This is a genomic window from Galactobacter valiniphilus, assembly GCF_003575975.1.
In the GTDB taxonomy this organism is placed as follows: Bacteria; Actinomycetota; Actinomycetes; order Actinomycetales; family Micrococcaceae; genus Galactobacter; species Galactobacter valiniphilus.
In genome coordinates this window covers 79,002-102,793 of the sequence record NZ_QQXK01000012.1, presented here as the reverse complement: position 1 = coordinate 102,793, position 23,792 = coordinate 79,002, and the positions used below count along the sequence as shown (strand labels likewise).

The 23,792-nt window shown below is 71.1% G+C and carries 18 protein-coding genes and 1 pseudogene; 11 read left to right on the top strand and 8 right to left on the bottom strand.

The genetic code is table 11. The features are described 5' to 3' along the window. Positions 1-529: pseudogene (locus DWB68_RS16195) on the top strand (hypothetical protein); the annotation flags it as partial. Positions 530-565: 36 nt separating this feature from the next. Beyond that, on the top strand, positions 566-2,023 hold the full coding sequence (locus DWB68_RS07710; protein ID WP_147391621.1) for an ArnT family glycosyltransferase: 1,458 nt from the start codon (positions 566-568) through the stop codon (positions 2,021-2,023). A 126-nt stretch (positions 2,024-2,149) separates the two neighbouring features. On the opposite strand, the gene rlmC is transcribed toward DWB68_RS07710, so the two are convergent. Next, complete coding sequence (gene rlmC / locus DWB68_RS07705; RefSeq protein WP_119424554.1) at positions 2,150-3,283, bottom strand: 23S rRNA (uracil(747)-C(5))-methyltransferase RlmC; 1,134 nt, start codon at positions 3,281-3,283, stop codon at positions 2,150-2,152. Positions 3,284-3,340: 57 nt separating this feature from the next. Between rlmC and DWB68_RS07700 the strand changes: the two genes are divergently transcribed. From DWB68_RS07700 to DWB68_RS07675, 6 genes are all read left to right on the top strand, one after another. Then, positions 3,341-3,862, top strand: coding sequence for a gamma carbonic anhydrase family protein (locus DWB68_RS07700; protein WP_119424553.1), 522 nt, complete (start codon positions 3,341-3,343; stop codon positions 3,860-3,862). 105 nt (positions 3,863-3,967) lie between these two features. Continuing rightward, positions 3,968-5,203 (top strand): ROK family transcriptional regulator, encoded by a 1,236-nt coding sequence (locus DWB68_RS07695; RefSeq protein ID WP_119424570.1) that lies wholly within the window; start codon positions 3,968-3,970, stop codon positions 5,201-5,203. Between the two features lie 86 nt (positions 5,204-5,289). Further along, entirely contained in the window at positions 5,290-6,840 is a 1,551-nt protein-coding gene (gene mmsA / locus DWB68_RS07690; RefSeq protein ID WP_119424552.1) for a multiple monosaccharide ABC transporter ATP-binding protein, read from the top strand. 43 nt (positions 6,841-6,883) lie between these two features. Further along, positions 6,884-8,230: a multiple monosaccharide ABC transporter permease gene (gene mmsB / locus DWB68_RS07685; RefSeq protein ID WP_119424551.1), complete on the top strand. Its 1,347-nt coding sequence runs from the start codon at positions 6,884-6,886 to the stop codon at positions 8,228-8,230. A gap of 65 nt (positions 8,231-8,295) precedes the next feature. Next, positions 8,296-9,390, top strand: coding sequence for a substrate-binding domain-containing protein (locus DWB68_RS07680; protein WP_119424550.1), 1,095 nt, complete (start codon positions 8,296-8,298; stop codon positions 9,388-9,390). Between the two features lie 202 nt (positions 9,391-9,592). After that, a complete protein-coding gene (locus DWB68_RS07675; RefSeq protein ID WP_119424569.1) occupies positions 9,593-11,059 on the top strand; it encodes a glutamate--cysteine ligase in 1,467 nt (488 codons plus the stop codon). A 41-nt stretch (positions 11,060-11,100) separates the two neighbouring features. Here the strand turns inward: DWB68_RS07675 and DWB68_RS07670 are convergent, their stop codons facing one another. From DWB68_RS07670 to DWB68_RS07660, 3 genes are all read right to left on the bottom strand, one after another. After that, positions 11,101-13,932: a tetratricopeptide repeat protein gene (locus DWB68_RS07670; RefSeq protein WP_119424549.1), complete on the bottom strand. Its 2,832-nt coding sequence runs from the start codon at positions 13,930-13,932 to the stop codon at positions 11,101-11,103. Positions 13,933-14,112: 180 nt separating this feature from the next. Next, positions 14,113-15,939, bottom strand: coding sequence for an HSP90 family protein (locus tag DWB68_RS07665; RefSeq protein ID WP_325048553.1), 1,827 nt, complete (start codon positions 15,937-15,939; stop codon positions 14,113-14,115). Between the two features lie 145 nt (positions 15,940-16,084). After that, positions 16,085-18,304: an NADP-dependent isocitrate dehydrogenase gene (locus tag DWB68_RS07660; RefSeq protein ID WP_119424548.1), complete on the bottom strand. Its 2,220-nt coding sequence runs from the start codon at positions 18,302-18,304 to the stop codon at positions 16,085-16,087. A 147-nt stretch (positions 18,305-18,451) separates the two neighbouring features. Between DWB68_RS07660 and DWB68_RS07655 the strand changes: the two genes are divergently transcribed. Further along, on the top strand, positions 18,452-18,961 hold the full coding sequence (locus tag DWB68_RS07655) for a GNAT family N-acetyltransferase (RefSeq protein WP_119424547.1): 510 nt from the start codon (positions 18,452-18,454) through the stop codon (positions 18,959-18,961). 6 nt (positions 18,962-18,967) lie between these two features. On the opposite strand, the gene DWB68_RS07650 is transcribed toward DWB68_RS07655, so the two are convergent. Continuing rightward, on the bottom strand, positions 18,968-19,867 hold the full coding sequence (locus DWB68_RS07650) for an ArgP/LysG family DNA-binding transcriptional regulator (RefSeq protein ID WP_119424546.1): 900 nt from the start codon (positions 19,865-19,867) through the stop codon (positions 18,968-18,970). 97 nt (positions 19,868-19,964) lie between these two features. Between DWB68_RS07650 and DWB68_RS07645 the strand changes: the two genes are divergently transcribed. Continuing rightward, on the top strand, positions 19,965-20,591 hold the full coding sequence (locus DWB68_RS07645) for a LysE/ArgO family amino acid transporter (protein ID WP_233548675.1): 627 nt from the start codon (positions 19,965-19,967) through the stop codon (positions 20,589-20,591). A 29-nt stretch (positions 20,592-20,620) separates the two neighbouring features. On the opposite strand, the gene DWB68_RS16190 is transcribed toward DWB68_RS07645, so the two are convergent. Further along, positions 20,621-20,788 carry a hypothetical protein gene (locus DWB68_RS16190; RefSeq protein WP_158588249.1) on the bottom strand — a complete coding sequence of 56 codons (168 nt, stop codon included), beginning with the start codon at positions 20,786-20,788 and terminating at the stop codon, positions 20,621-20,623. On the opposite strand from DWB68_RS16190, the gene DWB68_RS07635 reads away from it, so the two are divergent. Next, positions 20,787-21,719, top strand: a complete 933-nt coding sequence (locus DWB68_RS07635; RefSeq protein WP_119424544.1) for an N-acetylglucosamine kinase — start codon at positions 20,787-20,789, stop codon at positions 21,717-21,719. The genes DWB68_RS16190 and DWB68_RS07635 overlap by 2 nt on opposite strands. A 3-nt stretch (positions 21,720-21,722) precedes the next feature. Here DWB68_RS07635 and DWB68_RS07630 read toward each other — a convergent pair whose 3' ends face one another. Further along, complete coding sequence (locus DWB68_RS07630) at positions 21,723-21,929, bottom strand: hypothetical protein (protein WP_119424543.1); 207 nt, start codon at positions 21,927-21,929, stop codon at positions 21,723-21,725. Positions 21,930-22,121: 192 nt separating this feature from the next. Then, positions 22,122-23,792 carry a bifunctional phosphoribosylaminoimidazolecarboxamide formyltransferase/IMP cyclohydrolase gene (purH, locus tag DWB68_RS07625; protein WP_119424542.1) on the bottom strand — a complete coding sequence of 557 codons (1,671 nt, stop codon included), beginning with the start codon at positions 23,790-23,792 and terminating at the stop codon, positions 22,122-22,124.

The following is a 23,792-nucleotide window of genomic DNA, read 5'->3' as shown; positions in this document are numbered from 1 at the left end:
ATCACACGGTGACCGCGTCTACGTCAGCAACGACGAGCCGGACCACCGCGCGCTACACCACTATGCGGGACTCAACTGCTGGACCCTCACCCAGCACCACTCGATGGCCCTGGCGGGCGGCTTCCTCCCCGTCAACCTGGCCCTGGCGCTCTGGGGCGGGCTGCCGCTGTGGGCCACGATGCTCGCCTTCGTCCCGCTCGCGCCCACCGTCGCCTCGGTGGTCTTCGATGTGTGCATGCTGAGCGAGTTCTCCCGCGATCACGCCTTCCCCCTGCGGGTCCGCGACTACGTCCTGCTCGTGCTGCTCACGCCCCTGTACCAATCGCTCCTGCTCTGGGCCGCGCTGCGCGCGTGCCTGAAGTATTGGCGCACCGATTTCGCGTGGGAGAAGACCAGCCACGCTGGGTCCCACCTCCGCCTCACCGGCGCCGTCGGGCAGGGCCCCGTCGCCGAGGCCGCCTCGCCCGTCTCCGCCCACGCCCTCGCCGCGGCCCTGCCCTCCACGGTGGGCACGGGCGAGCGCGGCTAAGGCCGCGCCGTGGCCCTTGTCGCCCCCGTCCCTCCCGTGCCGCTCCGTTTCCTTCCCCACCTCGGCCGTCAGCAGCTCGACACGTGCATCGGCCTGGGCCTGGCGTTGGCCAGCGCCGTGCTCGGCTTGGCCAACCTGACCGGTTCCCCCGGCCTGGCCGAGGACGAGGGAACCTACACGGCCCAGGCCTTCGCCGCCTTCGACGGACGGCTCGCCCCGTACACCTACTGGTACGACCACCCGCCCGTTGGCTGGCTCAGCATGGCGTTGCCTGCCTGGCTCCTGCACGCCGTCGGTCTCCCAGACGGCACCTTCATTGGGGCGGCACGCGGTGTGGCCGTGCTGGCCACGGCCCTCAGCGTCGTCCTGCTCTACCGGCTCTCGCGGCTCCTGCGGCTGCGCCGCGGCGCGGCGATCCTTGGCTGCCTGCTCCTCGTGCTCTCGCCGCTCTCCGGCGCCCTGCTGCGCCAGGCCTACCTCGACGTCATCGCCCTGCCTTGGCTGCTCGGCACCTTCGTGCTGCTCTTCCCGCCGCGCAGCGCGCTCCGGCCGCACATCCTCGCGGGGGTCTGCTTCGCCCTGGCCGTCCTGACCAAGGAGACCACCGCCCTCGCAGGCCCCGCCCTGCTCGTGGCGCTCATGCACCGCAAACGCTGGTCCACCTGCACCTTCTCCGTGGTGGGCTTCCTGGCCGCCGGGGCCCTCGCCCTGAGCTTCTACCCGCTCATGGCGTTGCTGCGCGGAGAGCTCCTCCACAGCTCCGACAAGGTCTCCTTGCAGGACGCGCTGGCCTACCAATTCCTCACCCGTTCCGGCTCGGTCGGCCTCTTCGAAGCGGGTTCTGCGCGGCAGGAACTGCTGGGCTCCTGGTGGGCACAGGATCCGTGGCTCCTGGGCCTCGAACTGCTCGGAGCGTTGATCGCCCTCGCGCGGCGCAGCCGCCGCTGGATCCTCGTGTACCTCGTGTTCGCCGCCGCCCCGCTGGTGCTCGGCTCCGGCTACCTCCCGGCGATGTACATCATTGCTTCGCTCCCCTTCCTGGCGCTCGGGGCGGCGGCGGGGGCCGACGCCGCGTGGGGCCTCGCGCGGCGCCGCCTCGCCTTGGACGGGGCCAAGCAGGCACGCGTCCGCCGCGCTCTCGGGGCGCTCGCCTGCCTCACGGCGCTCTCGGTGACCTCGCAGCACTGGGCGCCGGCGCTCACGCAGCGCCTGAGCGAGGACGCCAACGCGGATTGGCGCCGGGCCCTGGAGTATGTGCAGACCCAGGTCCCGACCGAAGACACCGTGTTGGTCCCGTATTCCATGTGGCAGGACGTGGCGTTCACGCGCGGCAACGACCCGTGGCGCGTCATTGCGACGGAAAAGCTGGACCTGGACTCGGCGTTCGCGACGCACCACCCGCAGGGCTGGCGCGGCGTGACGTGGGTCGTCGTGGGTCCGATCGTCACGCAGAACATCGAGCATCTCGGCCTCACGGGGCCGGAGCGGCCGTGAAGCACTCCGAGGCCGTGGCCAGTTTCGGCGCGTGGAGCGTGCGGCGCGTGACGGGCTAGCTCCAGCTCGACGCGGGCCGTCGACCGCGGGGTGCGAGTTCCCCCCTCGGGGCGCCGCGAGGTCCGGCTACGCTGCGCGCTCGAGCAGCGTGATGACCTCGTAGTGCTCCGTCTGCGGGAACATGTCCATGACCCGGGCCCGCACGGGGCGCCAGCCCGGCATGCGGCGCAGGTCCTCGGCCAGCGTCTCTGCGTTGCAGCTCGAGTAGAGGATGGCGCCCACCGAGCTGGACTCGAGCCACGAGCACAGCCGCTCCCCCAGGCCGCGGCGCGGCGGGTTCACGATCACGAGCTCGGGTTGCTCCCGCGGGGACGACCCCTCGGCGAAGGCCGTGGCGTCCGCCGCGAGGAAGTCGACGCCGCTCACGCCGCTGTCCAGCGCGGCGGCCTTGGCACCCTCGACGGCCTGCGGGGAGATCTCCACGCCCACCACGGTGCGGCCGGGCCCGGCGCTGGAGAGGGCGAAGCCGCCCACGCCGCTGTACAGGTCCCACACGGAGGCCGGCGCCAGCTCGTCGACCCAGGCGGCGCCCTGGCGGTAGAGGGCGTCGGCGACCTCGGTGTTGGTCTGGAAGAAGCCCTGCGGGCGCAGCCGCAGACGCAACGGTCCCACGGGCATGGGCAGGGTCTCGGGGCCGTGCAGGTGCACCTCGGTCTCCCCCTCGAGGGCAGCCTTGTGCTCCGGCAGGAGGTTGGCCGTGACGATCAGCGCCTGCGGCAGGCGGCGCAGCAACGCGGGCAGGTGCTTGCGCACCGCCTCCACGGCGGCCTCGCTGCGCACCACGAAGCGCAGCAGCAACTGGCCGTCGGGATTGCACGTGACGAGAACGTGCTTGAGCTCGCCGCTGCGCATGGGGACGCTGTACGGCACCAAGCGGGCGGCGGTGATGAACGAGGCCACCGCCGGCAGGGCCGCTGTGATGGCGGGGTCGATCACGCCGCAGCCGCGCAGATCCACGCCGTGGCCCTCGGCATCGAGGATGCCCAAGGTGGGCCTGCGCCAGCTGCCGCCGACCACCATCTTGGCGCGGTTGCGGAAGCCGCGTTCGGCGCCGGCGAAGGGCGCGAGCCACTCGAGCCCGGGCACGGGGCCCAAGAGCTCGCGCGTGTGGGCGTCCTTGCGGCCCAGCTGCACTGGATGGGGCTGACCCATGAGCGTGCAGGAGCGGCAACGGCCGGCGTCGAAGTAGGAGCATTCCATGGCCCACCCAGTCTAGTGAGTGAGCGCGCTGTGACCGCCCTCACTAGAGTGGCCTGCATGGCACATCTCATCTCGCTCGGGGACGCCGTCCCGTCCGCCCACCCTTCAGCCTTCCTGGCCCCCACGGCCGTGCTCTCCGGCGATGCCCAGCTCGCCGAGGATTCGAGCGCCTTCTACGGCGTCTCGGTGCGCGGGGACAGCGCCCCCATCCGCGTGGGGGCACGGAGCAACCTTCAAGACAATGTGGTGCTGCACGCCGACGCCGGCTTCCCGTGCACCGTCGGAGAGGACGTCTCGATCGGGCACTCGGCCGTGGTGCACGGCTGCACGATCGGCGACGGCAGCCTCGTCGGCATGTCGGCCACCATCATGAACGGCGCCGTGATCGGCGAGCAGAGCCTCGTCGCCGCCGGCGCGCTGGTCCTGGAGGGCACGCAGATCCCGCCGCGCTCGCTCGTGGCCGGCGCCCCGGCCAAGGTGCGCCGCGAGCTCTCCGACGAGGAGGTCGCCAAGCTGGCCGGCAACGCCGCGCACTACGTCGAGCTGGCGGCCAGGCACCGCGAGGCGACCCAGGGCTGAACCACCCCGCGCCCCGCGAGCCCCGTCACGACCGTGGCGGGGCTCGCTTCTTGACCGCCGTCTTCACTTCTTGACATCAAACCGCGAATGACGCATGGTATGCCCATGCCTTCTGAAGCCAATGGCGGCTCCATGAACCACGCGGGGCCCGGTTCGCAGTCATCGCTGCGCCGAGACAATGTGCGCAGGGTCCTCGAGGAGCTGGCCACCGCCGGCCCCTCGACGCAGGCCCAGCTGACCCGTCACACGGGCCTCTCGGCCGGCACCGTCGCGAGCATCGTTCGCGACCTGGACGACGCCGGCCGCGTCCGCCTCGAGCGCACCACCTCCTCCGGGCGCCGCGCCCTGAACATTCACCTCGTGGACACGGGGCGGGTGGCCGTTGGCCTGGACATCGGCCGCCGGCACGTGCGGGCCATCGTGGCCACCCCCTCGCGCCGCATCCTCGCGGATGTGCAGCGCATCCTTCCCCTCGGCCACGACGCCGTCACCGGCATGACCGCGGCCAAGCGGGCCATGGAGGAGGCCCTCGAGGCCGCCCACCGCAGCCGCGAACAGGTGCTCGGCGCGGGCGTGGGCATCCCCGGTCCCTTCGATCCCGTGACCGGTCGCGTTGGATCGGGGGCGATTCTTCCCGAATGGATCGGCATGGAGGTCGCCTCGCGTCTCTCCGACGTCCTCGACGTGCCGGTGCTCGTGAACAACGACGCTAACCTCGGAGCGCTCGCCCACCTCTCCTGGAGCGAGACCCCACCCGGGCAGAACTTCGTCTTCGTGAAGATTGGCACGGGCATCGGCACGGGCGTCGTCATCGACGGCCAGCTGTACGCCGGGCACCGCGGCCTGGCCGGCGAGATCGGCCACACCATCGTGGTCGACCAGGGCCTCGTGTGCCGCTGCGGCAACCGCGGCTGCCTCGAAACCGTGGCCTCGACCTCGTCCATGCTTCGGGCCCTCGCGGCGGCGCCCAACCCTCCCACCACCACCGATGAGCTCGTCTCCGCGGCACTGGCCGGGGACACCGTCACGCGCCGCGTGGTCGAGGACGCGGGCCTCTCCATCGGCCAGGTGCTCGGGCAGCTCGCGAGCCTCCTTAACCCCGAGACGATCCTTCTCGGCGGCCCGCTGTCCGACCTCGGCGAACTCCTCTTGGAGCCCATCAGGCGCAGCCTCAAGCGGCACACCGTCCCGGACATCGCCGTCGCCACCACGGTGCGCGTCTCGGCCCTGCGCGACCGGGCCGAGGCGCTCGGCGGCGTCGTCTCCGTGCTGAACCGCGCCGACCCCGCCGATCTCTACGGTCCGCTCGCCGCGCCGTCGGACGCTTCCTCAACAGTTTGATTTCAAGACTTGACGCCAAGGGCGTCAAGCGCTTCACTTTTTACACACACCGGGCGTGACGCCCGCCACACACGAGAGGTCACCTCATGCCGACCCAGGACGCGCTCCTCGAGATGCGCCACATCACCAAGCGCTTTCCCGGCGTGGTGGCGCTCGATGACGTCAACCTGTCAGTGCGCCGCGGCGAGATCCACGCCATCTGCGGCGAGAACGGCGCGGGCAAGTCCACGCTCATGAAGGTGCTCTCCGGCGTGTACCCGCACGGCAGCTACGAGGGTCAGATCGTCTTCGACGGCGCGGAGGTCCAGTTCAACGGCACGCGCCAGTCCGAGGACGCCGGCATCGTGATCGTGCACCAGGAGCTCGCGCTCATCCCCGAGCTCTCCATCGCCGAGAACATCTTCCTCGGCAACGAGCGCGCCAAGGCCGGCGTCGTTGACTGGGACACCACCCGCCGCGAGGCGCGCGAGCTCATGGAGCGCGTGGGCCTCGCGGAGGATCCCACCACCAAGATCAAGGACCTGGGCGTCGGCAAGCAGCAGCTCGTCGAGATCGCCAAGGCCCTGGCCAAGAACGTCAAGCTGCTCATCCTCGACGAGCCCACCGCGGCCCTCAACGAGAACGACTCCCAGGAGCTCCTGCGGCTCATGGACGGCCTGCGCAGCCGCGGGATCACCTGCATCATGATCAGCCACAAGCTCAACGAGATCGAGCAGATCTCCGACTCGCTGACGGTCATTCGTGACGGCAAGACCATCACGACCATGAACCGCGAGGAGGGCTTCAACGAGGACACCATCATCAAGGCGATGGTGGGGCGCTCGCTCGAGTCCCGCTTCCCCGATCACGAGCCGAAGATCGGCGAGGTGCTCTTCGAGGTCCGCGACTGGACGGTGCAGGATCCGCGCATCGCCGATCGCCTCTCCACGAAGCACGCCTCCTTCACCGTGCGTGCGGGCGAGATCGTCGGCTTCGCCGGCCTCATGGGTGCCGGCCGCACCGAGCTCATGCGCTCGCTGTTTGGCGAGACCTATGGCCGCAAGCTCTCCGGCGAGGCCCTCGTCCGAGGCAAGCGGGTCGACCTCTCCACGGTGCGCAAGGCCATCAAGGCCGGCCTGGGCTACGTCACCGAGGACCGCAAGGTGCTTGGCCTGAACCTGCTCGACTCCATCAAGCGCACCAACGTGTCGGCCGCCCTCGGCAAGATCTCCAAGCGCGGCGTCGTCGACAACCACCTCGAAAACATGGTGGCCGAGGACTTCCGCGCCCGCCTGCGCACCAAGACCCCCTCGGTCGACGAGGGCGTCGCCAAGCTCTCCGGCGGCAACCAGCAGAAGGTTGTCCTGTCCAAGTGGCTCTTCACCGACCCGGACGTCCTCATCCTTGACGAGCCGACGCGCGGCATCGACGTGGGCGCCAAGTACGAGATCTACGGCGTCATCCAGGCCCTGGCCGATCAGGGCAAGGCCGTCATCGTCGTCTCCTCCGAGCTCCCCGAGCTGCTCGGTCTCTCCGACCGCGTCTACACCATCTTCGAAGGCGCCATCACGGGCGAGGTCACGCGCGAGGATGCGACACAGGAAAACCTGATGCGCATGATGACCTCCGCGAGCCCCCGCCCGGCGACCGCCGCCTGACCTTCACCGCACCACCACAACACCCACGAGGAGAAAGAACGCCGTGAATTCCCTGAAACAGCTGTTTGGCGGGAACATCCGCCAATTCGGGATGGTGTTCGCGCTCGTTGCGCTGATCATCTTCTTCCAGATCTCCACGTCGCTGAAGGGCGGCGGGCAGTTCTGGACCGACGGCAGCGTGCTCTCGCCGTCGAACTTCCAGAACCTGGTCAACGGCTACGCGTACGTGCTGGTGCTGGCCATCGGCATGGTCATGGTCATCATCATGGGCCACATCGACCTCTCCGTCGGTTCGGTTGCCGCGTTCGTCGGCATCGTCGTGGCCCTGGCCATGCGTGACTGGGGCATCCCGTGGTGGGTCGGCATCGTCCTCGGCCTCGCGGTGGGCGCCCTCGCCGGCGCGTGGCAGGGCTTCTGGGTGGCCTACGTCGGCATCCCCGCGTTCATCACGACCCTCGCCGGCATGATGATCTTCCGCGGCCTGAACCAGGTCTTCGGCAAGCAGAACACCATCTCCGTGCCGCAGGAATTCACCTTCATCGGCAACGGCTACCTGCCCGATGGCATGGCCAACGCGCCGTTCAACCTGCCCACGATCGCGCTCGGCCTGATCGCCGTCGCCTTCCTGATCTTCTCGACCTTCCGCCGCCGCTCCCGCAATTCCCGTAGCGGCAGCGCCAACGCGCCGATGTGGGCCGATATGACCCGCGTGATCATCATGTCCGTGGTCATCCTCGCCGTGATGTACCTCTTCGCGACGGGCCGCCCTGGCACCTCCTTCCCGGTCGCCGGCATCATCGTGGTGGTCCTCGTGATCATCTACCAGTTCGTCACCTCCAAGACCGTGGCCGGTCGCGCCATCTACGCCGTGGGTGGCAACCGCCAGGCGGCCCGCCTCTCCGGCATCGACGACAAGAAGGTCGACTTCTTCGTCATGATGAACATGTCGATGCTCGCCGCCGTGGCCGGCATGATGTTCGTGGCCCGCTCCCAGGGCTCCGGCCCGCTGGACGGAACGAGCTGGGAGCTCGACGCCATCGCGGCCGTCTTCATCGGCGGCGCTGCGGTCTCCGGCGGCGTCGGCACCGTGATGGGCTCCATCATCGGAGCGCTCGTCATGGCCGTGCTGAACAACGGCCTGCAGCTCATGTCCGCGCCGACCTCCACGACCTACGTCGTCAAGGGCCTCGTCCTCCTGCTCGCCGTCGCCTTCGACGTGTGGAGCAAGCGCCAGGGCAAGCCCTCGCTGATCGGGGCCATGCAGAAGGCGATCGCCGGCAACAAGACCTCCGATCCCGCCGTCCCGGCCCCCGCCCCCGTGGGCGGCGCGGCCGACGCCGAGACGCCCGGCCTGAAGAACCCCGCGGCCGAGGCCGACAAGACCAACTGACCAGCATCACCCACACCCCGCAAGGTTTGGCCCTCCGGCCGAATCGCACACACAAGGAGAACCACATGCGCAGGCGCAAGCTGCTCACCTCCGCCGCGGCCATCACGGCCGCTGCTGCCCTCGCCCTCACGGGCTGTGGCCGTTCCGACACCGGAGCGTCCTCGTCCTCGGCCGCCGCCGGCTTCCCGGCGGACGCCAAGATCGGCGTCTCCCTCCCGGCCAAGACCTCGGAGAACTGGGTCCTCGCCGAGAACCTCTTCAACTCCGACCTCAAGGCCGCCGGCTTCCAGCCGACCGTCCAGTTCGCCGGCGACGGTGGCGCCCCGGCCCAGCAGCAGCAGATCGACGCCATGATCTCCTCCGGCGTCAAGGTGCTCGTCATCGGCGCTGTCGACGGCAAGCAGCTGAACACGCAGCTCGCCGCCGCCAAGGCCGCGGGCATCAAGGTCATCGCGTACGACCGCAACCTGCAGTCCACCAAGGACGTCGACTACTACGTCGCCTACGACAACTTCAAGGTCGGCGAGCTGCAGGGTCAGGCCCTCCTGGACGGCCTGAAGGCCCGCAAGGGTTCCGGCCCGTACAACATCGAGCTCATCGCCGGTTCCAACGACGATGCCAACTCCAAGCCGTTCTTCGAGGGCGCCATGAAGGTGCTGCAGCCGAAGATCGACGACGGCACGCTGAAGGTGCTCTCCGGCCAGACCACGCAGGACCAGGTCGCCACGCAGGGCTGGGACCCCAAGAACGTCCAGACCCGCATGGACTCGATCCTGTCCTCCAAGTACGGCTCGGCCAAGCTTGACGGCGTGCTCTCCCCGAACGACACCCTGGCCCGCGCCGCGATGCGCTCGGCCAAGGATGCCGGCCAGGAGGTCCCGGTCGTGACCGGCCAGGACTCCGAGGTCGAGTCGCTCAAGTCCATCCTTGCCGGTGAGCAGTACTCCACCATCAACAAGGACACCACCAACCTGGTGAAGGCGACCGTCCAGATGGTCAAGGACCTGCAGGCGGGCAAGGAGCCCACCACCACGGCCAAGACCAACAACGGCACCATCGACGTTCCCACCCAGTACCTGGAGCCGGTCCTCGTGACCAAGGAGAACATCAAGGACGCCTACAAGAACGACGAGGCTCTGAACAAGATCGTCAACCCCTGATCGCGTCCGGTCGCTGACCGGCAGCGGTACCTCGCGCGGGCCCTGGTTCCCTTCCTCACGGAAGGGAACCAGGGCCCGCCGTCGTTCCCTCGAAGGCACGACGACGCACGGCCGGGCCGTGACGGACGTCACGCACGAACGCGGCCGCGTCTTTTTTCCGCGCCTTCTCCCGCGGGAGGGCAACGGCTTGTACTCTCACGCCATGGGGGCTGAACTCAAGAACCGATCCTTCACCCGCGAAGAGCGACGTCTGTATCGCGAGCGCCTGGTGGAACACCTCGAGATGCTGGGCGCGTTGCTGCGCCGGGGCGAGTTCGACGAAGGCACGACGATCGGGCTGGAGCTCGAGCTGAACCTCGTCGACACGGACGCCAAGCCGGCGCTGCGCAACCTCAAGGTGCTCGAGCACATCGCCGATCCTGCCTTCCAGACGGAGATCGGCGCGTTCAACATCGAGTTCAACCACCCGGCCCTCCAGATCGAGGGCCTGGGCCTCAAGCAGCTCGAGGACTCGCTGTGCGCCGAGCTCAACCACGCGCAGGAGCGGGCAGGGGACGCCGGCACGGAGATCGTGGCCGTGGGCATCCTTCCGACCCTGGGGCGCAGCTTCGGCACCACGGAGGACTGGATCTCCCCCGGGCAGCGCTACGCCGCGCTGAACTCGCAGGTGCTCGAGGCCCGCGGCGAGGACGTGCTCATCGACATCGCAGGCCCCGAACGCCTGCGCTTCCACGCCGAGAACATCGCGCCGGAGGCCGCCTGCACCTCGGTGCAGCTGCACGTGCAGGTCTCGCCGGAGCACTTCGCCGCCACGTGGAACGCGGCCCAGATCATCGCCGCGCCGCAGGTGGCCCTCGCCGCCAACTCCCCCATCTTCATGGAGAAGGTGCTGTGGCAGGAGTCGCGGATCGAGGTCTTCAAGCAGGCGATCGACACGCGCGCCCCCGAGCTCAAGACCCAGGGCGTGCGCCCGCGGGTGTGGTTCGGCGAGCGCTGGATCACCTCGATCATGGACCTCTTCGAGGAGAACGTGCGCTACTTCCCTGCGTTGCTCCCCGAGCTCTCCGAGGACCCCGCACGCCTGAGCCCCGACGGGCACCCGTCTCTTGACGAGCTGCGCCTGCACAACGGCACGGTCTACCGCTGGAACCGGCCCATCTACGACCCCTCCGGCGCCGTGCCGCACCTGCGCCTCGAGAACCGCTTGCTGCCCGCCGGACCCACCGTGGTGGACACCGTGGCCAACGCCGCCCTGTTCTTCGGCCTGGTCCGCGCGCTGCGCACGGCCGACCGGCCTTTGTGGTCCCGCATGGCCTTCAGCACCGCCACGGAGAACTTCCTCGAGTGCGCCAAGCACGGGCTCGAGGCCACGGTGTACTGGCCGGGCCTCGGCGAGCTGCCGGTCGTCGAGCTCATCGAGCGCCACCTGCTCCCGCTGGCCGCCTCCGGCCTGCGCGACCTCGGCGTGGCGGAGGACGAGATCACGCGCTTCCTCGGCGTGCTCCACGACCGCGTGGTCTCCGAGCAGACGGGCGCCGCGTGGCAGGTCAAGCGCCTCCACGCGCTCGAGGACACGGGACTGGAGCGGCCCGAGGCGCTGGCCGCCATGGTCAAGGAGTACGCGCACCACATGAACGTGGGCACGCCCGTGCACCTCTGGCCGCTGTAGGCCGCCCGCACACGCAAACTTTTGTGTTGGGGGGTCTCCGGCTAGGAAATGAGGCCGCGGACCCGCTCGGCGTCCGCCGTGCGTCCCTGCTCCTCCAGCAGATCGCCGTAGGCGCCGGCCACGCCGTTGCGCAGGTCGCCCGGGGTGTCCTCGACGCGGCCCAGGGCGCTCTCGAAGACCGAGAGTGCCTCGTCCGGGCGTTCGAGATCACCCAGGACGCGCGCCACCGCGTACTCCGCCAGCGCCGCGTTCTGCGGGTCGCCTGCCTCGCCATATTCGTCGGCGGCGCGTAGCAGGGCCGGGAGCGCCTCGTCGACCCGCCCGAGCCCCAGGAGGGCCCGCCCGCGTGCGTCGAGGGCGTCGGCCGAGAACCAGGCGGCGCCGTCGGCCCGGCCGAGGTCCTCGGCCTCCTGGAGCAGCTCCAGGCCGGCCTCGTCCCCCACCTGCACCATGGCGCGGCCCACGGCCTGCAAGGTCAGGGGCAGCAGGCCGTGCTCGGTGTCCCGCAAGCGTCGGGCGAGGGCGACGGCGCGCGGGCCGTAGGCCGCCACATCGTCCCCATGCTCGGCGCGCCCGGCCAGCATGACGAGCGAGCGCCCGGCCTGCGTCCCCTCGAGGGCCGCCGCCCGCGACACCTCCTCGCCAGGGGCCTCGGCCAGGGCGCGTTCGCCCGTCTCGAGTGCCCTGGCCCAGACCTCGAGGGCCGTGCCGAAGTACTCGGCCGCCTCGGCCGCCTCGCCGTACCAGTGGTCGGCCGCCGCCTGCTCGGCGGGGTTCGGGCGTTCGGCGTCGCGGGCCACCATCGTGGCGTCGCCGAGCACCTCGAGCGCCGCCTGCACCTGGCCAGCGCGCAGCAGCGAGCGACCGCGGCCAATCATGAAGCTCGCCTCCGGGGCGCGGCCGAGCTGCACCAGCGCGTCGCCGAGCAGTTCGAGCGTCGCCGCCGCCTCCCCGTGGCGGCCGAGCTCGGTGAACAGATCGGTGCGGAAGCGAGAGATCTGCACGAGCGGGGCCCCGGCGCGGTGGCGCAGCACCAGATCGGTGGCCTCGCGGGAGAGCCGAAGCGCCCGCTCCGGGTCCCCGAGGATCGCCACGGCCTCGACGCTGCGCAGGTAGAGCACGTCGTAGATCTGGTTGGCCCGCGGCCCGGCCTCCTCGGCCATGTCGAGCAGGCGGGTCTGCAGCTCGCCGTTCTCCTCGTCCAGCGGCACGGCCCAGGCGGCGCCGATGACGCAGCGTCGCAGGAGCTCCTGCTCCCCCGACTTGTCGGCCTCCTCGGCACCCTCGAGGAAGTGGCCCATGGCCTGCCCCGGGTCGCCGTTGGAGAGGAAGAACAGCGCGAGCTCCAGGTTGACGCGGGCGCGCAGTTCGAAGGACTCGAGGCGCGGCAGGAGGGACTGCAGGGTGGCGACGTCCGCCTCGTCCAGCACGCCGGCCACGAGCGTTCCGTACTCGCTCTCGAACTGCGCCTCCTCCTGCAGCCCGAGCTCCCGGTAGGCCTGGGCGCGCTGGGCCACGGCCTCGGAGCGGGCGGCGTCCTCGCGCATGGCGGCGCGCAGCCCCCAGAGGCTCAGGCGTTCGCGCGGGGTGGGCGAGGCGAGCAGGCCGTGGGCGATCGCGGCGTCCACCGCCTCCTCGTCTTCGGCCACCCCGGCCCAGACGGCGGCATCGATCCAGCCGGCCACGTCGGTGGCCTCCGGCTCCGTGGCTCCCCCGAGCTCGAGCGGGGCCTCGGTCTCCCCGAGCGGCAGGGCCACGGTGGAGGCGGCCCGCAGGCTTCCCTCCTCGAGGCGGTCGTGGTGGGCCTCGCTTCCGTCGCGCTCGTCGAAGGCCCGGCCGAGCGCCTCGGCCGCGGCGCGGGCCGCAGCGGCGAACTCGCGCACGGTGTACGGCCCCTCGTGCTCCCCCAGCACGGGAATCAGGCGGCGGTCGTCGCTGCCGTGCACGGTGAGCCCACCGTGGCCCGCCGCGTCCACCAGTTCGAGGGCCGTCGCCACTGACAGCAGCGTGGAGAAGTGAGCCTCGGCGTCCAGCTCGTCGTGGGCAAGCCACGGCAGGTGGCGCTCGAGCAGGCGCAGGGCGCGCGCGTAGTTGCCCGTGATGGCGCAGAACTCGATGTGCTTGGCGATGCTTGGCATGAGCGCCGGGTTGTTGCGCACCAGGCGGTAGGCCAGGCGGTGTGCGCGCTCGGCATCCTCGAGCCGCTCGGCGCGCAGCAGCGGCACCAGCACAGTGGACATGACCGTCTCCGGCTCCTCTCCGCAGGAGAGGTTCTGGCTCATGATCTCGTCGAAGAAGGCAAGCGCCTCCTCGTTCTGCCCGCGCCCCAGCAGGTAGTCGACCTGCTCCGAGCGGGAGCAGGCTTCGCAGTGGCTGTAGTCATCCTCCGGCGTGGTGAGCAGTGCCTGCCGCCAGCGCTCGGCCTCCTCGGGGTGACCCGAGCGGTAGGCCTCGCTGAAGCGGGCCTGCAACACGCCGTGCACGCCCACGCCCTCGCGGCGGTAGCGGGCCTCCATCGCGTCGAGCGCCTGGATCACGTCGGCGCGCGCGAAGCGGGGGTTGGCGGCGAGCGTGGCGGGAATCCACTTGTAGAACCAGAGCAGGTCATTGCCCTCGATTTGGGTGGGGAACCGCTGCGGGTCCTCGTCGTTGCGGGCGGCGCACCACGCAAAGTTGGAGAGCACGGCGTCGGTGTGACCCGCCATCTCGGCGTCCGCCACGAGGCGCAGCCGCACGGCGTACTCGAGCTCCTGGTTCCCGGCCTCCAGCGCCAACGCGAGCGCCTCGTCGAGCACGGCCCTCGACTCGGGACCGTATGGCAGGAGGTCGGCCCGCCCCAACAGCTCCTGGATCTGGGTCTCGCCGTGCGCCATGATGCTCCTCGTGGTTCTCGTCCCCGCGGCGTGGCCAGCGCCACCGCCGTGGCTCCGATCCTCCCATGCGGCCAGGTCCCGCGTCTGCGCCCCGGCTCGGCGTTCGCTTCGGGCCGAGCGGCGCACCCGTCCGGCGTGCCCATCCCGCCGCACCGGGCCGCGGCCGGACCCACGCAGGGCTCAGGCGGAGGTCTCCCCCGGCTCGAGGCCCACGGCGAGGTGCACGATCCGCCCCATGGCCTCGGTCAGCGCCCCGCGGTCGGCGCGGGTCAGGGCGTGCTGCCCGGCCAGCAGCGCCTGCACATAGAGCACGCGCACGGCGGGGGTGAAGCCAGCGCCCTCCTGCTCCTGCCCCGCCAGGGTGCGCACCAGCCGGTTGTTCCAGTTCAGGCACAGCTTGCCGCGTGGCGCATCGGCGGCGGGGCTGTCGAGGCGCGAGAGCAGCCCGCCCCACAGCCCGCCCGCCCCCTCGGCGACGTCGCGGCGACGCTGGGCGCCCAGGACGTCCTGGTCGGTGACGTAGAGCGCCGGCACCTCGGGCGGGGCAAAGCCGCGCACCGTGGCGGCGCACTGCAGATCGGCCAGGGCCGCGTCCGCGCGGCGTTCGAGGCGCGTCACCGCCTCGCGTTCGGCCAGGGGCGGCTCGGCCAGCGCGTCCATGAGCTCGCTCGCGTCGGCCCGTTCCACGACCATCTCGAGGAACTCCTGCGCTCGGCGCAGGAGCGGTTCGTCGTACACGTGCCCGGCGTTGACGATCGGGGCGTCGGGCCTGGCCAGCGGCGCGAGCTGGCGGAACTCGTCGACCGTGGCGGCGTAGCGCAGGTGCGGATGCGCGGCGGCGAGCTCGCGGAGGGTGGCTGTGCCTGCGCTCGTCTCGAAGCGCAGGTGCGGCAGGATCAGGGCCGCCAGCTCGTCGTCGTGCACTGCAACGGAGCGCAGCCCCAGGTGGTGAACGGCCAGGAAGCGGTTGAGGGTCGCCGGCCGGGTGGCGGCGAGCTGCAGCACCCAGTGGCGCAGCGCCGCACCGAGCCCGTCACGGGTCTCCTCGAGCGCCGAGTCGTCGATCAGTGCCTCGCGCGAGGCGGTGGGGTGCAGGCCGGTCGTGTTGACAACGCAGCGCACAAAGAAGCCCCACTCGGGCAGCAGCTCGTCCAGCGCAGGGCTGAGCAGCATGCCGCCGAGGTAGACGCGGCTCGCCTGGCGGGCCCCGGGCGGCGGGGCGTAGGGCAGCACGTAGGCCACGCCCGTGGTGCCCGTGACGGGGACCGCGAGCGGGATGGCCTCGAAGGGCTCCGTCCCGAGCAGCTCGCGACCGTAGTCAAGGAGCTCCTCGGCGGTGCGGCGCTGCGGATCGACAAACACCGGGGTCTCGTTGATGCGCGTGGCGCGCCCGTCGGCCCGGATCACGTCAATCTGCACGGGGAGGTATTCGGCGTAGTCGCGGGCGAGCGAGAGGACGCTCTCCTCGCTCGCGAGCGGCGCGTCGTCGGCGCGCGGCGCCAGCACCACCTGGGTGCCCACGGGCACGGCGTCGGCCTCCGGCCCGCTCAAGGGCCGCACGGAGAAGGTGCCGTCCGCCCGGCCGAGCCACTCGACGGGGTCGCCGCCGCGCGCCGAACGGGTCAGCACGCGGATCTCGTCGGCGATCATGAAGCAGGACAGCAGGCCGATGCCGAACTGGCCCAGGCGGTCGCTACGGGGCATGTCCAGCAGATCGCGTTTGGAGGAGCGGCCCACCGTAGCCAGCAGCTCGGCGACCTCGCCGCGATCCAGGCCGATGCCGTTGTCGCTCACGATGAGCTCGCGGCTGCGCGGGCCCACGGGCGTGATGGTGATGAGTCCGCCGGTGTACCCCTCGTCGCGGCGCGCAGCGATCGCGTCGGCGGCATTCTGGATCAGCTCGCGCAGGTACACGGCGGGACCCGAGTAGATGCTGCGGCTGAGCAGCTCCACGACGCCGCGCAGGTGCACCTGGAAGGGGGTCGACTCCATCTGTTGCTCGCTCACGCGCCTCACCCTACCGGGGCCGGGCACCCGGCCCGGCCACGCGCCGTCGGGCATGAAAAGGCCCGACGGCGGGGCGAGGCTCCCGTGGGAGTCTCACCCCGCCGTCGGGCGGGTGGATCTCAGGCGGCCGCTTGGCCGCGCCGGATCACTTGATGCCGTCGATGATGGCGTTCAGCGTGGCCGAGGGGCGCATCGCGGCGGCGGCCTTGGCGGCGTCCGGGCGGTAGTAGCCGCCCAACTCCACGGCCACACCCTGGGCGCCGTTGAGCTCGGAGACGATGGTCTCCTCGCCGGCCACGAGGGCCTCGGCGATCGGGGCAAACGTCGCGGCCAGCGCGGCGTCCTCGGTCTGCTTGGCCAGCTCCTCGGCCCAGTAACGGGTGAGGTAGTAGTGGCTGCCGCGGTTATCCAGCTCGCCGACCTTGCGGGAGGGCGACTTGTCCTCGTCGAGGAAGCGACCCGTGGCGGCGTCCAGGGTCACGCCGAGGATCTTGGCCTGCGGGTTGTTGCCCTGCTTGGCCGCCTTCTCGAAGGAGACGGCCAGGGCCAGGAACTCGCCGAGCGAATCCCAGCGCAGGTGGTTCTCCTCCACGAGCTGCTGCACGTGCTTCGGGGCGGAGCCGCCGGCGCCGGTCTCGAAGAGGCCGCCGCCCGCGAGCAGCGGGACCACGGAGAGCATCTTGGCGGAGGTGCCCAGCTCGAGGATCGGGAAGAGGTCCGTGTTGTAGTCACGCAGGACGTTGCCGGTCACCGAGATGGTGTCCTCGCCGCGGCGGATGCGCTCGATGGAGACCTTGGTGGCCTCGATCGGCGAGAGGATGCGGATGTCCAAGCCCTCGGTGTCTTCCTCGGCCAGGTAGGTGTTGACCTTCTTGATGAGCTCGGCGTCGTGGCCGCGGGACTCGTCAAGCCAGAAGATGGCGGGGGTGTTGGACTCGCGGGCACGCTCCACGGCCAGGGAGACCCAGTTGCGCACCGGAATGTCCTTGGTCTGGCAGGCGCGCCAGATGTCGCCGGCGAAGACCTGGTGCTCCATGAGCACGGAGCCCTTGGAGTCAACGATCTGCACGTGGCCGGCCGTGGGCAGTTCGAAGGTCTTGTCGTGGGAGCCGTACTCCTCGGCCTTCTGCGCCATGAGGCCGACGTTCGGCACGTCGCCCATGGTGGCCGGGTCGTAGGCGCCGTTGGCGCGGCAGTCGTCGATGACGGCCTGGTAGACGCCCGCGTAGGAGGAGTCGGGGATCACCGCGAGGGTGTCCTGCTGCTCGCCGGCGGCGTTCCACATCTGGCCCGAGGTGCGGATCATGGCCGGCATGGAGGCGTCCACGATGACGTCGGAGGGGACGTGCAGGTTGGTGATGCCCTTATCGGAGTTCACCATGGCCAGGGCCGGGCCGTCCTCGTAGCCCTTCTTGATGAGCGCCTTGACGCCCTCGCGGACGTCCTCGGGCAGCTCGTCCAGGCCGGCCTCGATGGCGGCCAGGCCGTTGTTCGGCGAGAGGCCGGCGGCGGCGAGCTGCTGGCCGTAGGTGTCGAACAGCTCGGAGAAGTACGCCTTCACGACGTGGCCGAAGATGATCGGGTCGGAGACCTTCATCATGGTGGCCTTGAGGTGGGCGGAGAACAGGACGCCCTCGGCCTTGGCGCGGGCGACCTGCGCGCGCAGGAACTCGTCCAGCTCGGCGACGTGCATGACGGTGCCGTCGATGACCTCGCCCTCGAGCACGGCCAGCTTGTCCTTCAGGACCTTGGTGGAGCCGTCCTCGGCCACGAAGCGGATGGAGAGCGTGTCGGCGGCCGGCATGGTCACGGACTTCTCGTTGGAGCGGAAGTCATCGGCGCCCATCGTGGCGACGTTGGTCTTGGAGTCCTGGCTCCAGGCACCCATGGAGTGGGGGTGCTTGCGGGCGTAGTTCTTCACGCTCAGCGGGGCGCGGCGGTCGGAGTTGCCCTCGCGCAGCACCGGGTTCACGGCGGAACCCTTGATCTTGTCGTAGCGGGCGCGCACGTCCGTCTCAACGTCGCCGGACGGGTCATCCGGGTAGTCGGGGACGTCGAAGCCCTGGGCCTGCAGCTCCGCGATGGCGGCCTTCAGCTGCGGCACGGAGGCCGAGATGTTGGGGAGCTTGACGATGTTTGCCTCGGGCGTCTTGGCGAGCTCCCCCAGCTCGGCCAGGGCGTCTGCGGTGCGCTGTTCCTCGGAGAGGTGGTCCGGGAACGTCGCGATGATGCGCCCCGCGAGCGAGATGTCGCGCGTCTCGATGTCCACGCCGGCCTGGGAGGCGAAAGCCTCAACCATCGGCAGGAACGAGTGCGTCGCGAGCATCGGCGCTTCGTCGGTGTGCGTGTAAATGATCTTTGCCATGGAAAGGGTGTCTCCCTCATCGGATCGACTTAGGGCCCTATGAAGGCCCATCGTCCCGAGTCTACTGTCTGCGCCGCCCCTCTCCCGCTCCGGTGTCGTCACGTGCGCCACACCCTGCTACCGCGGACGCGGCTAGGCTTGCGGCCCATGACCTTAATGAACGTTCGACCCACCACCGAGGACGACTGGGAGCTGGTCCGTGAGCTGCGCATGCGCGCCCTCGCCGACACCCCCAAGGCCTACCTCGAGACGCTCGAAGAGGCCTACCACCACGACGAGGCGGAGTGGCGCATGCGGGCGGCCCGTGGGGTGAACGACCACGGAACCTCGCTCATCGCGGAGGACGAGCACGGGCGCTGGCTCGGCGGCATGGGCGGTTTTGTCCCGGACGAGGCGGTGGGCCCGCTCCTCGTTGGCGTGTTCGTGGATCCCTCCGCGCGGGGGCGCGGGGCCGGCGTGGCCGACGCGCTGCTGGACGGGATCGAGGCCTGGGCGCGGACCCGCGGCGACGCGCTCACGCTGCACGTGCACGAGGAGAACCCGCGCGCCATCGCCTTCTACGAGCGCCGCGGCTTCGTGGCCGACGGCGTGCGCATCCCCTACCCGCTCGCCGAGGGCGAGTGGGAATTGCAGATGGTCAAGCGCCTGCGGGACTAGGAACCACTAGGCCGCGTCACCCGCGTCCGGGCGCCGCAAACGCCGGGCCGCGAAGCCCAGCAGGTGGGCGCTGAGCTCGGCGAGCGCCGGGGTGGGCGGGTCCCAGGACTGCCAGGAGAGCACGACGTCGTGTGGCAGCCCCTGCGGCAGCGGCACCAGGGTGCCGCGCCGCAGGGCGGGCTGCGCCTGTTCCTCGGGGAGCATCCCCCAGCCGAGCCCGGCCTCGACGGCGCGCGCGAACGCCGTGGAGCTAGGCACCTTGTGGCGCGGGGGCGTCGCCGCGTGGCCCAGCCAGGCGGTCAGCGAGGAGCGCTGGAGATCATCGGCGTCGTCGAAGTCCACCATGGGCAGGCGGGCCAGTTCCTCCCCCGCGTCGAGGAGGCGCGGGGCGGCGACCGGGAGGTAACGCATCACGCCGAGCAGTTCGCTCGTGCAGCCGGGGACCGGCGTGGAGGCGGTGGTGACCGCGGCCTGAACCTGGCCGCTGAGCAGCAGCCGGTGGGTGTCGTCCTGATCGGCGCGCTCGAGCAGCACCTGGGTGCGGTGGGCGCCTGGTGCCGTGGCGAGCGCCTCGAGGAACCAGGTGTCGAGGGAGTCGGCGTTGACCGCGAGGTGCAGGGTGGGGCGCGCGCCGGTTCCTGCGCCCAGGCCCACGGACAGGGCTGCCTCCGCGGCCATGCCGACGAGCCGGCGGGCGCGCGGGAGCAGGCGCTCCCCCGCCGCGGTGGGCAGCGGCGGCACCGTGCGCTCCACGAGCGAGCGGCCCACGGTGCGTTCGAGTGCCTTGAGCCGCTGGGAGATCGCCGGCGGGCTGACGTTGAGCGAGCGGGCCGCGGCCTCGAAGCCGCCCTCGTCGATGACGGCGGCGAAGGTCGCGAGCTGGTGCAGGGGAAGCGGGTCGCTCATACGCCCAGGCTAGTCGCCTAGATAAGCAAAGCTAATGTTGCATGAGGACTCTTTCGGATTCCTCATCCACCATCGACGCCCCGCTTAGCGTGGAGCCGTGCCCCTCTCCATCGTGTTCACCGGGATGCTCTCCGGACTCGCCCTCATCGTCGCCATCGGCGCGCAGAACGCCTACGTCCTGCGCACGGGGCTCAGCGCCAAGCGCTCGGTGGTGCTCGTCGTGAGCCTCGTCTGCGCCCTCTCCGACACCGTGCTCATCGTCGCCGGCGTGGCCGGGATCGGCTTCCTCAGCTCGGCCGCGCCGTGGGTGCTCACCCTCCTGCGCGTCGCTGCCCTGCTGTTCCTGCTCGTCTACGGCGCGCTCTCGTTGCGCCGGGCGCTCGGGCCCGGCGGCGGGCTCGAGGCGCAATCGGCCGCCGCGCCTGGACTCGGCGCCGCGCTCGCGACCGTCCTGGCCTTCACGTGGCTGAACCCGCACGTCTACCTGGACACCGTGCTCTTCCTCGGCTCGCTGGCCGGCAACTACGGCGAGAACCGCTGGTTCTTCGCCCTGGGCGCGTGCGTGGCCAGCTGGCTGTGGTTCTTCGCCTTGGGGATCGGAGCCAGGAAGCTGCGCCCGCTCTTCGCCAAGGCCTGGACCTGGCGCGTCCTCGACGGGCTCATCGCGCTCATCATGTTTGCCCTCGCCGTGGGGCTCATCGTGGAGCTGTTCTCCCACGCCTGAGGGGAGACGGCGCCGTCGGGCAAGAAAGATCAGTAGTGGGCGCCGGGGCCCGTGGGTCGCTCCGGCAGCGCTGTGACGCCCTGGTGCAGGCTGGGGTCGCGCGAGCCGATGATCTCCCGCGCCCGCCCGCGGGGTGAGAAGATGAGGGCTTCCATGTTTGTTGCGGCACCGAGCCGCGCGCGCGAAAGGTGACCCATGTCCCCCTCGTCCCCCACCGTCCTCGCCATCGACGCCGGCCAGACCGGCGTGCGCTTGCGATTGGACGGGGCGCAGGGCTCGAGCGAGGTCACGGAGTTCCCGGGCGTGCGGACGGCCGAGCCGCTCGCGCCGCAGCTGGGCGGCTACGCCGCCCGCGTCCTCGAGGCGGCCGGGGCGGCCACCGAAGCGGTCGACGTCGCGATCGGCACCTCGGGCGTCGCCGACGTCCCGGGGCTCGCCCGCGATCTGCGCGCACACTTCGAGGGCCTCGGGCACGCCCCCGCCACCATCGCCGTGGCGCACGACTCCGTCTCCTCGTACCTGGGGGCCCTGGGCGAGCGCGCCGGCGTGGTCGTCGCGGCCGGCACGGGCGCGATCATCTTCGGCGTCGGCCCCACGGCCACGGCCCGCGTGGACGGTTGGGGCTACCTCATGGGCGACGACGGCTCGGGCTTCTCCGTGGGTGCCCGCGGCTGGCGCGCCGTGATGCGCGCGCACGATGGCCGCGGCCCCGCCACGGCGCTGCTCGAGGTCTTCCGCGAGGAGTTCCCGGACCTCGAGGCCGCCTACGTCGAGATCCAGGCCGACCCCGACCGCGTGCGCCGTGTTGCCTCCTACTCGCGCCGCGTGACGGCGCACGCCGCCACCGATCCGGTGGCCCGCGAGATCGCCGAGTGGGCGGGCACCGAGCTCGCCGATTCCGTGGCGGCAGCCGCCGCCCGCGTGGGGCTCGCCGCCAGCGTCCCCGTGGCCCGCCTGGGCCGTGTCCTCACCGACCCCACCGTCCACGCCGCGTTCCAGACCCGGCTCGCCGCCGTCGTGCCGGGCGCCGTGCTCACCGAGCCCGCGGGCTCGGGGCTCGACGGCGCCGCGCTCCTCACGCGCCTCGCCGAGGGTTCGGCGCTGCGCTCCGCCGTCGCCTACGCCTAGGGGCTAGTTGCGCTGCATCCCCCGGCGGTCCGCGTAGGGAAGCTGGTGCGCGGCGTAGGCGCGGGCCGCCGCCGCATCGCCCTGAACCCCTGCATCGGGTTCCCCGACGAAGTCACTGGGCCCGTTGCGCGTGCGCCGAGCGCGCAACGTCAGAGCGAGCGCCAGGCCTCCCAGCACCACCACAAACCCGATCGCGTAGACCCACCACATGACGCCTCCTCCGGAAGCCCTTGCTCCAGGCGGCCCTTCCGCCTGAGCCCATCCTCCCGCCGCAGCGCGCCGCGTCGCGTCGCTCGTCCGGATGATCCCTCGGCGCCGCTCGCGGTCCCAGACCACGCAGACGACAGCGGCCCCCGCCCGGCAAGAGCCGGAGGGGGCCGCTGTGCGCTGGCGCGGGTCGCGTCAGTGGAAGAAGTGACGCTCGCCCGTGAAGTACATCGTGACGCCCGCGGCGTTGGCCGCGGCGATGGTCTCCTCGTCGCGGACGGAGCCGCCCGGCTGCACGATCGCCTTCACGCCGGCCTCGATGAGGACGGTCGGGCCATCGGCAAACGGGAAGAAAGCATCCGAGGCTGCAACGGAGCCCACGGCGCGCTGCTCGGAGACGGCGTCGGCCGCGGCCTCGGCACCGCCGGCGGCGTCGACGTCGGACTCGACCTTCACGCCCAGGGTGTTGGCGCGCTCCACCGCGAGGCGGCAGGAGTCGACGCGGTTGACCTGGCCCATGCCGATGCCGACGGCGGCGCCGTCCTTGGCCAGCAGGATCGCGTTGGACTTCGCGGCGCGCACCGCACGCCAGGCGAAGACGAGGTCGGCGAGGGTCTGCTCATCGGCGGCCTCGCCGGCGGCCAGGGTCCAGTTCGCCGGATCGTCACCCTTGGCGTCGATCGCGTCGGACTGCTGCAGCAGCGCGCCGCCGGAGACCTGCTTGATGTCCACCGTGTCGCGGGCGAAGCCCTCGGGCAGCTGGATCAGGCGGATGTTCTTCTTGGCGGAGAGGATCTCCACGGCCTCGGGCTCGAAGCCCGGGGCCACGACGACCTCGGTGAAGATGCCCTTCACGGTCTCGGCCATGCCGCGCGTGACGGTGCGGTTGGCGGCGATCACGCCACCGAAGGCGGACACCGGATCGGTGTTGTGCGCCTTCAGGTGGGCATCGGCGATCGGGTCGGCGGCACCGGGGGTGGCCACGGCCACGCCGCACGGGTTCGCGTGCTTGATGACGGCCACGGCCGGCTCGGCGAAGTCGTAGGCGGCCCGCACGGCGGCGTCGGCGTCCTGGTAGTTGTTGTAGCTCATCGCCTTGCCGTGCAGCTGCTCGGCCTGGGCGATGCCCGGGGCGGCACCCACCTCGACGTAGAGGGCGGCGGCCTGGTGCGGGTTCTCGCCGTAGCGCAGGATCTCGCTGCGCTCCAGGGCCAGGCCGGCGTACGGCGGGAAGGCCGGAACGTCCTCGGCCTCGTCGTCGCCGAACTGCGCGGCGGTCCACGTGGCCACGGCCGTGTCGTAGGCCGCGGTGTGCGCAAAGGCCAGGGAGGCCAGGCGCTGGCGCGTCTTCAGGTTGAAGCCGCCGGCCTTGGCGGCCTCGACGACCTCGCCGTACTTGGCCGGGTCAACCACGATCGCCACGGAGGGGTGGTTCTTGGCGGCGGCGCGCACCATCGAGGGGCCGCCGATGTCGATCTGCTCCACGACGGCGTCCTGGCCGGCGCCGGAGCGCACGGTCTCCACGAAGGGGTACAGGTTCACGACCACCAGATCGAAGGGCTGGATCTCCAGCTGGGCCAGCTGGTCCACGTGATCGGCCTTGCGGCGATCGGCGAGGATGCCGGCGTGCACGCGCGGGTGCAGCGTCTTCACGCGGCCCTCGAGGCACTCGGGGAAGCCGGTCAGGTCGGCGACCTCGGTGACCGGAACGCCGGCGGCGGCGATCTTCGACGCGGTGGAGCCGGTCGAAACGATGGACACCCCCGCCTCGTGCAGGCCGAGAGCAAGCTCTTCCAGGCCGGTCTTGTCGTAGACGGAAATGAGTGCACGCTTCAGCGGCACGCGGTCGAGCGCGGTCTGGCTCAC